At 68.0% G+C, this 9824-nt stretch carries 8 protein-coding genes; 4 read left to right on the top strand and 4 right to left on the bottom strand.

The genetic code is table 11. The annotated features are described in order from the left end of the window. The 4 genes from ACFW0G_RS22125 to ACFW0G_RS22110 form a co-directional block, all read right to left on the bottom strand. Nucleotides 1–1908: hypothetical protein (locus tag ACFW0G_RS22125; protein WP_378327244.1), on the bottom strand; the 1908-nt coding region annotated here is incomplete at its 3' end. Further along, complete coding sequence (locus ACFW0G_RS22120; RefSeq protein WP_378327280.1) at nt 1905–4796, bottom strand: ATP-binding protein; 2892 nt, start codon at nt 4794–4796, stop codon at nt 1905–1907. The genes ACFW0G_RS22125 and ACFW0G_RS22120, both read right to left, overlap by 4 nt. A 37-nt stretch (nt 4797–4833) precedes the next feature. After that, the gene (locus ACFW0G_RS22115; RefSeq protein WP_378327243.1) at nt 4834–5274 is read right to left on the bottom strand and encodes a hypothetical protein; all 441 of its coding nucleotides are present in this window, start codon (nt 5272–5274) and stop codon (nt 4834–4836) included. A 23-nt stretch (nt 5275–5297) separates the two neighbouring features. Then, a complete protein-coding gene (locus ACFW0G_RS22110; protein ID WP_378327242.1) occupies nt 5298–5555 on the bottom strand; it encodes a hypothetical protein in 258 nt (85 codons plus the stop codon). A 471-nt stretch (nt 5556–6026) separates the two neighbouring features. Between ACFW0G_RS22110 and ACFW0G_RS22105 the strand changes: the two genes are divergently transcribed. The 4 genes from ACFW0G_RS22105 (at nt 6027) to ACFW0G_RS22090 (ending at nt 9812) form a co-directional block, all read left to right on the top strand. Then, nucleotides 6027–6317 carry a hypothetical protein gene (locus tag ACFW0G_RS22105; RefSeq protein ID WP_378327241.1) on the top strand — a complete coding sequence of 97 codons (291 nt, stop codon included), beginning with the start codon at nt 6027–6029 and terminating at the stop codon, nt 6315–6317. A gap of 220 nt (nt 6318–6537) precedes the next feature. Further along, on the top strand, nt 6538–9075 hold the full coding sequence (locus tag ACFW0G_RS22100) for a DNA translocase FtsK (protein WP_378327240.1): 2538 nt from the start codon (nt 6538–6540) through the stop codon (nt 9073–9075). Between the two features lie 171 nt (nt 9076–9246). Further along, nucleotides 9247–9474 (top strand): hypothetical protein, encoded by a 228-nt coding sequence (locus ACFW0G_RS22095; protein WP_378327239.1) that lies wholly within the window; start codon nt 9247–9249, stop codon nt 9472–9474. 23 nt (nt 9475–9497) lie between these two features. Beyond that, nucleotides 9498–9812: a hypothetical protein gene (locus tag ACFW0G_RS22090; RefSeq protein WP_378327238.1), complete on the top strand. Its 315-nt coding sequence runs from the start codon at nt 9498–9500 to the stop codon at nt 9810–9812. Nucleotides 9813–9824 lie beyond the last annotated feature (12 nt).

The raw sequence follows: 9824 nt of genomic DNA, 5'->3' as shown, positions 1-9824 counted from the left end.
GTCGTCCTCGCCTGCGCCGTCGCCGAGGATGCCGTCGCTGGCCTCGGAAGTCGTCGCCTCGGAGCGACCGGTCCCAGCTGGCAGCTCCCGCCGGGACGGGGTGCCCTGGATCCCAGGCCGCTGCCCCGGATCCTGGTCGGGACGGTCCGGATGTTCTCGATCCACGCGAACCGCCTCGGGTACGCGGATTGGGCCGCGCGCCGCGGTTCCCGCACCGCCACCGCCGGGCTCGCGCGGTGGTGTGCCGCCCGGTCGGTTGTTGCCGGTGGCACCGGGGTCACCGTTTGTCCGGCCGGCCGCGAGGCCGTGCACGACGTTGCCGCGGATGCCTGGTCGTGTGGCGTCGAATCCGGAAGCCCTCGAGGCTTCGGCACGGATCGGTGCGGGGCCTGTTTCCTCGTGCGGCCAGCTGGGGTAGCCGGGTTCGGGGCCGAGCCACCATTCCCGGTCGAAGTGGCGCTTTTTGTTGCCCTTGTAGAGGCGACGCATCCATCGTTGCTGGTGCCAGGTTTGCGCGGCCTTCGTGAGCGAATGCGCCAGCGGGCTCCCGCCGGGCGTCAGGTGCAGTGCGGCGGTGACCATCTGGCGCAGCCGCTTCACCGGGCGGGTCACGCCCCAGACCAACATCGTCAGCAGGGTCATCACGATCAGCTGGAACCCGAAGGCCATGTTGCTCTCGATGACCTTGATCTCCATGAAGGTGTGGAGTTCCGCTACGGCGCTGAGCGCGATGCTCAGCACCAGCACGGTGCCGATGGTGCGGCCGACGCGGCGACCGACCTCGGGCAGGAAGCACAACATGCCGACGATCGGTCCGAAGAGGACCAGGGCACGCATCAGCAATTGGCCGATCAGGACTGCGGCCTTGCAGATCAGCGGGAACAGCCCCATGACCACGCCTTCGTACAGCGCGGCGAGACCACTGCCTGGTCGCCCGGATTCACCGGTGAAGGCCGCGTAGTTGCCTTTCGCTTTGACTTCCTCGGCGACCTTCTTGAAGTCTTCTCGCTTCGCGTTGGGATCGCAGCCGGTGTGGTGCAGCTCGGTCCAGTTGCACGCTTGGTCTGCCAGTAGCCGAGGGCCGAGATTTGCGGCGAGGATGGTGTGCGGGTCGCCGAATTCGCCGCGTACCCAGTTCTCGTACACGACGTAGGTGTGCATTTTGGTCGGGGGTGTGTCGCGCTGCGGCATGCCCTCCCCGTACATCTGTTTCTGCATCTTGGCCTGGACGTCGTGGGCGGAACTCAGGATCAGGTCGTCGAAGAGGTAGCTGTAGGTCAGCGGGGACAGCGCGGTCGCGGCGATGAGCCCGAGTCCTGCCAGGACGCGGACTCCGCTCTTCGCCGCGCCGGCGTTCTTTCCGGAGAAGACGTACCGGAACACGGCGATGCCGACCAGGAGCAGGGCGATCGGCAGGAAGGGCACGGCGAATCCGTCGAAGCTGGCCATGGAGCCCTGCCGAACGAGCTCGTCGAGCCGGTCACCGATGCCGCCGGTTATCACCCCGTAGTAGAGGCCGTTGTGGGCTGCGACGATGACCTTGCCGCCGTCGAGCATGAGATTGCCGATCCAGGTATTGATGTTGGCGCTGGTGTCCTGGCAGCCCAGGATGCGGGTGCCGACGTCGTAGACATGCCAGCGCTGACCGGAGTAGCCGTACAGGTAGTAGGGCGAAGGCGGTTCCGCGATTCCTTGACCGATTGACGGGTCGATGACGCCGACGAGGCCGCCGTTGGCGACCTCGACCGTGGGGGGCCGGGCACAGTCGCTGTCGGCGACCGCGGCGGGGGCGCCGAGAACGACCTGCAACCCCATGATCATGGCGGTCGCCAGGACCGCGAGCAGCCGAGGGCGGCGGCGAGCCGTGGCTCGGAGCGTGCGGGTCGCGGATCGAGCCGAGATGTTCACGACGAGCCTCCGAGCTGCGGGCTGAGGTAGTGGTTGTTCGCCGCGCCGTTGAGGGCGATGTCGAGTTCGGCGTCGTGGTCCGTGTTCTGGTCGGGCTGCTCGAGGTGCTGCTGGAGGTGCTGCTGGAGCGGCGGCACCGGCGGCGTGCTCGCGGTGATCTGTGCGGGCGCCCCGGGTGTGGTGTCGAGGGCGTCGCGCAGGCCTGCCAGGTGGTCACCGGAGAAGTCGATGCAGATCCTCTCCAGCCCGCCGCCGCCGTCGTTGAACAGAAACTGCCGTGGTGCTCGAGCTGCCTGCTGTTGCGTGACCTGGGTACCGAAGCCAGGTTCCGCGCCGTCGATCTCGTCCATGGTGTTGGGGAGTTGGGCCAGCCGCTCAAGCACCGCTTCGTAGCCGACGCCGACGGGAATCCCCAGCAGGCGCAGCGCGTCGGCGACCTCGGCTTCGCCGGATAGCCGGCCCACGAGGACCGAGTCGACCAGTGCGGCGAACCCAGGGATTCGCAGGAAGTCCGCTGGCACCTGGGAGGACAGCAACACCCGAACGTTCCATTTGCGGGAATCCCTGGCCATGCGATCCATCAGCACCCGCCCGGCCGAGACCTGCGACAGGAAGAACGCCTCATCGATCCAAACCCCTTTGCGCTGGTCCTTCCACCGCATGCCGGTTTCCGCGAAATATCCGGGCGGGCCGGTGTAGAGCTGGCGTTGGGTCAGCCACGCCGAGAGCGACAACAGTTCGACACCGAGGGCTTCGGCGTCGGTCCAGACCTCGCGTGGCTTGTCGCCTTGCGGTAGCACGAGGCCAGGCATCGTCAGTACGGTCAGGCGGTCCTGCCGCATCTGCGCGTACGGATCGATGCCGTCCTCGGGGATGAGCAGCGCAAGCTGGCTGCGGAGGTCGTCGAGAGCGTCGGCGACGATCTGGGCATGCTCGCGATGTTCGCCGGTGGTGCGCTGGAGCTGGCTGATTACCAAGCCGGGGTGGCGATCGATCCCTCCCCCGACGGCGCGGATTGCGCCCAGCAGCACGATATGCGTCTGCGCGTCACGTGCGAGGGCGTAGGGCAGTACACCCATGAGGACATCGAGGCACAGGCGCCGGCGTGTTGCCGAGGCGAGAGTGCGGGCTCGGGCCAGAGCCTTCGCCGGATCAGTTTCGTCCTCGAAGTCCTCCCGCACCGGCTCGGGCACCACCCGGTAGGGGTTGAGAATGCCGGGCTGGGCATCGAGCAGGTTGATGACCCGGGAGTAGGGCCGCAGTTCGGGCATCTGGGCGAGCCGGGCGAGCGGGCCGGACGGGTCGAGGATCATCCAATGCGCGCCCGCGCGCAGCGTCTTGTAGACGATGCCGCCGCCAAGGAAGGACTTGCCGCCGCCGAGCCCGGCGACCATCGCGGTCAGGCCGGAGCCGTTGCGGGTTTCCTGGGCCAGCCACGGGTCCCACGCGACGGGGCGTCGTATGCCTCCGGCGGTTTCGCCGAGCAGGACGCCGCGCCGGTCCCCCACCTGAGCGGTCGCGCTCGGCATGGCCGAGGCCGCCCAGAGCACCGAGCCACGACGCCGGTAGGCCGTCGAGGCCAGCGGTTCGCCCGGGATGAATTCCCGCGCCATCCTGTATTGGGCCTCGGGATGTTCGATCTCGATCTCCGGCTTGGCGAGGTCGACGATCCGTTGGGCGTACTTCAGGGCCTCGCGGCTGCTGCGGCCGGACACGGCCAGGCGCCACCAGCCGTAGAGGCGGGTGTTGCCGCGGTGGAATCCGGCGGACAGCTCGTCCTCGATGTCGTGGGCGCGGGCCGCTTGCCGCTCGAGCTGCTTCGGCGCGGCCCGCCCGTGCTCCTCGGTGTAGTGCCTGTACTGGCTGTTGACCTTGTCGACGTTGCGGTCCAGTTCGGCCTTGACCTCGTCGTCGTGGCGGATGTAGAAGCGCGCCGACCATTCCACGGGCACCGGCAGTGTGTCGGCCAGCTGCATCCACGGCTGGTCGCGCTCGGGGATGATCAGGTCCTGCATCCGGCCGAGGGTCAGGACGGCGACCTGGCGTTGCACGCCGGCGTTCCGGCCGGCACGGCCGCGCACCGTCACGGTCGGGGCGTAGGGCTCGGTGAAGAAGTCCGCGCCCGCGCTGAACGCGGCGAGGTCTTCTTCGTCCCACTGCCCGGTGCCTGCGGTGGCTTCGTCTTTCCGGACGGGCAGACCGAGCTGGCACGAGCGGGTCATCAGCCAGTGCATCTCGCGATCGCTGACCGGACGTCCCTGGAGGCCCTCGCCGCCGATGACGTTGTCGATGTGGCCGACCTCGTCTTCCAGCGCGGTGAGTTCGGCGTCGACCAGGGTGGGCCAGACCCGTTCCAGCACAGGGCGGGCCTGCTCGACGAGCGTGTCGGTGAGTTTCCGGCGCCGCACCTCGACGCCGAGGAATACTTCCTTGTTGGACATGCCGAGGCCGCGCAGCTGCATCTGCTCGCCGACCATGTAGTCGTCGAAGGTCAGTGCGCCCGGGGTGTCCGGGAGCTGGTGTTGCACGTTGCGTACGTGGGCTTCGGCCCACGCGCTGATCGGATACGGTCGGCTCGTCACACGCAGGTGCAGCCAGCGACCCTTGAGGTCGGCGTATTGTCCGGCGATCGCCTGCATCAGCAGCGTCCGGTCGTGGTCGGAGCGGAACTCCCAGCGCTGGGGGCGCAGCCGGTACCAGGCCGTCACCGTGGTCTGGGTGCGGACGATGTGCCCGTCGATAGAGCGAACCGCGATGGTCGGAACGTAGGGCTTCGCCGCTGTCGGGCCGGTGAGCCGACGCTGGTTGCGGCGTTTCGCCTTCGACGTCTTCGTCTTCTTGGGGGCACTCGGCGCCGACGCCGCGGCGTTTGTTCCGGATCCCGGCACGGGTTGGGCGGGCCACGACGTGATGGATTGCTGGGTCTTACGCACGGGGAACCTCCCGGGCCCCGGTTGCTGCGGCGCGGCCGCGGGCGGGACCAGATTGCGGGGATGAGCGGCGACGCGGCCGGTGAGTTTCGCGGATCGTGACCGACGTGGTCGCGACAGCACCGCCCTCGGTCTTCGTCTTCTGCCGCGGTGCGGTGAGCTCGTGCACCGACATCAGCGCGACAGCGCTCAGCGGACGTTCGGTGGCGATCCGTTTCGCCAGGATCCGGGTGAGGACGACGGTGATGAGGATGCTCCAGGCGATCGAGAAGAAGCCGAGCCCGAAGAGCGCCTTGATGACCGCGAAGACGGGCAGGAACAGGGCGCCGAAGATCAGGTAGGAGACGTATCGGGCTCGCCAGGGAAAGGTGATCTCGGGCGGGCCGAGCCACACCGAGGGCACGTTGTACACCTCGTCGTCGGTGGAGATGCGCACGGGAAGTCGGCCTCCTCGTCGGATCAGCTGGTGAACAGGCCGGAGATCCACTTGCCGACGTTGACGCCCGCGCCGGAGACGGCGAGGCCGATGATCGCCAGCGCGATCACCACGCCGGCGAGGCGCCGCATGACGCCCGCGTTGTCGCCTTTGCTGCCGCCGAGCCACAGCAGAAGCAGCGCTACTGCCAGCAGGATCAGCGGGACGATGTTGTCCAGCAGCCAGTCGTTGAGGTTCTTCGTTCCGAGGGCCCCGGCGGCCAGGTCGGTCACGGTCGTCATGGGAAGTGCTCCGTTCACGGTCGAGGTCCTGCGTCGCGCCGCGGCGGGGAGGTGGCCGGCGGGCCGGGCGCAACGTCAAAACACGTTAACACACTAATTAGTGCCTAAGGTAGTACACGTATTTGTGTGTAGGTTAACGTACCTGTTGACAGAGAGGAGCCGAGATGGCGACGCCGCCGACCGCTGCCACACCCGCATCTCCGGATCACCGAGGCGGGTTCTGGGCCGACCAGTTACCGTCATGTGCATGCCGCGAACACACGCACGCAACGGGCACGTACATACACGGCCAGGTGTGCACGTGCATGCACAAAATAACTACGCTCCGTGTTCGCGATGGCAGGGTGTCGACCTGTGGTCACCCCGGGCCCATGCCCCTGGCTCAGCCGGTGCCCGCACACCTCGCCCCGCGGCCCCGGGCAGCTGCGGGCGCCCCACCTCCCCGGCCCGAGTCCTCCAAGGAGAATCGCGATGAACGCTGCGCGCAAGCCGTCGTCGAACGACGAGTCCGAGAGCAAGTCGTCGGACGACGAGAGCGTCAGGGTCGCTCGCACCCTGTACCTGGACGAGGATCTCGTCGAGAGCGCACGCGCAGCGGCACACTACCTGGGGGCCTACGTCCCCGAGGCCAACATCAGGTCGCTGTCGGACATCTTCGAGCCGGGAGCGCGGAAGCTCATCACGCAGCTGCAGAACAAGTACAACGAGGGCAAGCCGTTCCCGCGGGTCAGCAACCTGCGCCGCGGCCGTCCCTCCCGCTAGATCCGCCGCGGTCCCGGACGGCCCGCCGGCCGCTCCGGAGCGCCACCCTGGTTAACACGTGTATTTGTCTTCGCGTTGACACACGCGATAGGATTGACCCCGGCGCACCGTCGCCCGTTTTAAAGGTCGCCGGGGTCGGCTCCTCTCGCGCACCGGGAGAAGGACTCTCAGCAGAAGCTCCAGGAGAAGTTTCCGCCCGGAGCGGGTGGTCTCGATGACCATGACCAAACCGCCCGGCGGTGCCGCGAAGACCGCTCCCCCGACCTCTCCCCACCTGAAGCGGATCGTCTTCGGTCTGCTGGCCATCGCGCTTCTTGGTTTCACCGCGCCCTACTTCGCCGGCAAGATCCCGCCCACCAGTTCCTCGCGCAGGGACATCGTCGACGCGATCTCTACATACGCCGACCCAGTCGCATGGTCCAGCCTCGCCCTCGCGCTCGGCCTGGGCTCCGTCATGCTCGCCATCAGGACCTCACGGGCCCGTGAGCGCCAGCTGGCATCAACTCTTGCCTACGCATTCCGTGTCCATCCTGACACCCTCCGTTGCAAGGTTCGTCGGACTTCAGGTCGGATCATCTCCGGCCAGGTGCGCTACGCGCGCCACATCCACTTCGCCGTGGATCTCGAAGTCGCGGTCGTGAAGGCCCTCAATCCGCTCGCCGCCGGACCGCTGAAGGCCACCCACACTCCCCGGAAACGGACCGTCGTCTGGTCTCTCGCGCCCCCCGAGAAGGCCGCGAACTGGTGGGACGACCGGCCTCTTCTGGTCGCCATTCACACCAACCTCTCGGGTCTGCTGGCGGGCCTCGACTTCGTCCGCGAGAAGACGAAAATCGAGGACGAATCCAACCCGACGATCACGTTGAGTTACGACACTACGACCAAGGACATCAGCCCCGGCTTCCAATCGCGGTTCCAATCCGTGCTGTCGAAGAAGGTGCTCAGCCCCACCGGAGCATGGGCCGTCGTGTGGGTTCCGCAGCACCACGAGATCGTCATCAGGCCGGGCGTTCCGCTGCCGACGAGCGCCCCGATTCCGCGGCCTCGCGACCTGCTCAACCTGCCCGACCGGCCCCCCGTTTCACTGCCGCTCGGCCCTCGCCGCGGGGGACGCCTGGGCTACTGGCAGCCGTGGAAATGGCCTCATCTGCTGATCCTCGGCCCCACCGGCCAGGGCAAGTCGTCGCTCATCCGAACCCTGCTCATCATGATGCTCATCTTCGGATGGGACTGCTACTTGCTCGACCCGAAACTGCTGGGCTACCGGCGCGGTTTCGGACGCAACGACCCGTTCGCTGACGGGTCCGACGCGCCGCCCGGCGCTCGTCTTCTCGACCACGTCGGATGGGGTGTCTCCCACGACCGGATCGCCACGCGCGGGCACACGATGGCCGCGGTGGTCCTGGCGATCTACGAGGAGATGATGCGCCGGTACCGGGCCTGTGAGTGGCGCCAGGCCACGCCCGCGGACTTCACTCCCCTGGGTCTCATCATCGACGAGAACACCGAGGCGATCCCGGCGATGAATCTCGCCGCGATCGAGGAATGGCTGTCGACCGCCCCCGAAGAGCGCGCCGGAACACGCCCGCCGAAGGAGTCCCCGGCGGTGCAGGCGCTGTGGTCGATCGCCCGGCTCGGCCGCCAGGTCAGGGTGTTCCTGGTGCTGGCGCACCAGCGGCCGGACGTGAAGTACATCCCCGGTGAGGCACGCGGCAACCTGGCCAGCGTCTACGCCACGGGCGAGATCGAGGCCGAGGCGGCACGGATGGCGTTCGACTCCTACCGGGTCGAGCAGCGCGTCACCGAGCCCCGCATCGGCGACGACGGCCAGGTCGAGGACGTCCCGATCGCCGGCCGGGCCACGGTCAAGATCGGCAACGGGGTCGAGCCGCTGCAGGGCTACTGGACACCGGACCCGGCTGAGATCGAGGACTGCCCGCCCGGCAGCGACGCGGAGGCCGTGATGCTCGAGCTGGCCGCGCAGGCCCGCGCCTCTCAGACCGCGGCCGACCACAGGTTGCTGCCCGGGATCATCGAGATCGATCCGGTGGCGGAAGAGCAGGCCGCCCGTGAAGAGATGGAGGAATACAAGAAGCGCTGGGAGGCCGCCAGCGAGCGGGTCGAGGCAGAAACCGGCGAGCCACTGGGAGACCAGGACGACCACTCGGCGCCTGAAGAACCGCCATCCACCACCAGCGCCCGCCAGGCTGGCGGAGCTGGCGCCAGCCAGCGCCAGGCCGGCCGCCAGGAGCCGCCAGCCAGTGGCGCCATGCCCGATGACCAGCAAGAACCCGACATTCAGCGGATGGCGATCGAACTGATCGTGTCCTCGCAGTTCGGGTCGACGTCGATGCTGCAGCGCAAGCTGCGAATCGGTCACCAGAAGGCTGCGACCCTGATGAGCCAGCTGGAGGAGCTTGGCGTCGTCGGGCCCGCGCAGGGCACCAAGTCCCGTGACGTCCTGCTGGGTCCCGAGGTCGACGTGGACGCGTTCCTCGCCGGCGAGGACGTCGCGGCACCCGAGCCGGAGACGGTGCGGACCGAGCCGGTCGACGTGGCCGAACTGGACAACGGTGATGTCGTCGAGCTGGAGATCGACGGCGAGCTGGTGACGGTGGCGATCGAAGGCATCACCGAGCTTGACGACTCCGATCGTGTCGAGCTCGAGTACCGCGTCGCGGACCCCGAGGATCCCGGATTCGGCTCAGCGGGCGTTGCTGAGCGCGATCTGCGCGACGAAGTTCCCCGCCACCTCTGATCACGCTGGCGGACGGCCTGGTGCCAGCCCTGGCGGGCGCGCTGGTGCCAGCCGCCCGCCAGGGCTGGCACCAGCCGAGCCGCCGGCCTGGCGGCTTCCCGCAGGGCGCTCTTACATATTGGTCAATACACGTGTTACTGTATTTGTTAATACACTAGTTAAGGAGGGTTGATGGCGCTTCCCGCCGAGGCCGTCGCCGAGCTCCCCGGCGCGGCGTGCACCCGCCCCGGAGTCAATCCGGACTGGTGGGACGTCGCCTCACCCAAGAGCGACAACCGGCTCGCCACGGCGATCTGCGAGTCCTGCCCCGTCCTCGACCAGTGCCGTCTCCAGGCCGCGATCTTCCGCCCGCAAGGTGTCATCCAGGGCGGCCGGCGCTGGGACACGAAGACCCCCTGACCTCGAAGCAAGGAAGACGTCTCATGCCCACGATCGTTCCGCAGGCCCACCTCGATCAGCACGAGATCCGTGCGCTGAGCGCGGTGCTGGACAAGGCCGTGTTCGACGCGCTGCTCAAGGCCCTGCGCGAGCAGATGCAGAAGAACCAGGTGGCGCTCGCCGCGGCGGTGAAGACCGGTGCCCTCGCGCCGTCGGCCGCCAAGAAGGTCGTCGACGAATTGACCACCCGCCTCGAACTGCTCAAGGCGTTCTCGAATCCCCAGGCCGCCGAGCTGATCGTGGCGCACGAGTGCGCGCTCGAGGTCGTCGCCGAGGTGCAGTCCGCGCTGGACGCCTGACCTTCCACGGGA

Source organism: Amycolatopsis sp. NPDC058986 (assembly GCF_042741125.1).
In the GTDB taxonomy this organism is placed as follows: Bacteria; Actinomycetota; Actinomycetes; order Mycobacteriales; family Pseudonocardiaceae; genus Amycolatopsis.
Note: the sequence above shows the minus strand (reverse complement) of the source record. Positions and strands in the feature narration are given on the sequence as shown.

Bases quoted from the DNA above. Each gene is read 5' to 3' on its own strand.
- ACFW0G_RS22110 (WP_378327242.1), bottom strand. From the start codon at position 5,555: ATGACGACCGTGACCGACCTGGCCGCCGGGGCCCTCGGAACGAAGAAC.
- ACFW0G_RS22105 (WP_378327241.1), top strand. From the start codon at position 6,027: ATGAACGCTGCGCGCAAGCCGTCGTCGAACGACGAGTCCGAGAGCAAG.
- ACFW0G_RS22100 (WP_378327240.1), top strand. From the start codon at position 6,538: ATGACCAAACCGCCCGGCGGTGCCGCGAAGACCGCTCCCCCGACCTCT.
- ACFW0G_RS22095 (WP_378327239.1), top strand. From the start codon at position 9,247: ATGGCGCTTCCCGCCGAGGCCGTCGCCGAGCTCCCCGGCGCGGCGTGC.
- ACFW0G_RS22090 (WP_378327238.1), top strand. From the start codon at position 9,498: ATGCCCACGATCGTTCCGCAGGCCCACCTCGATCAGCACGAGATCCGT.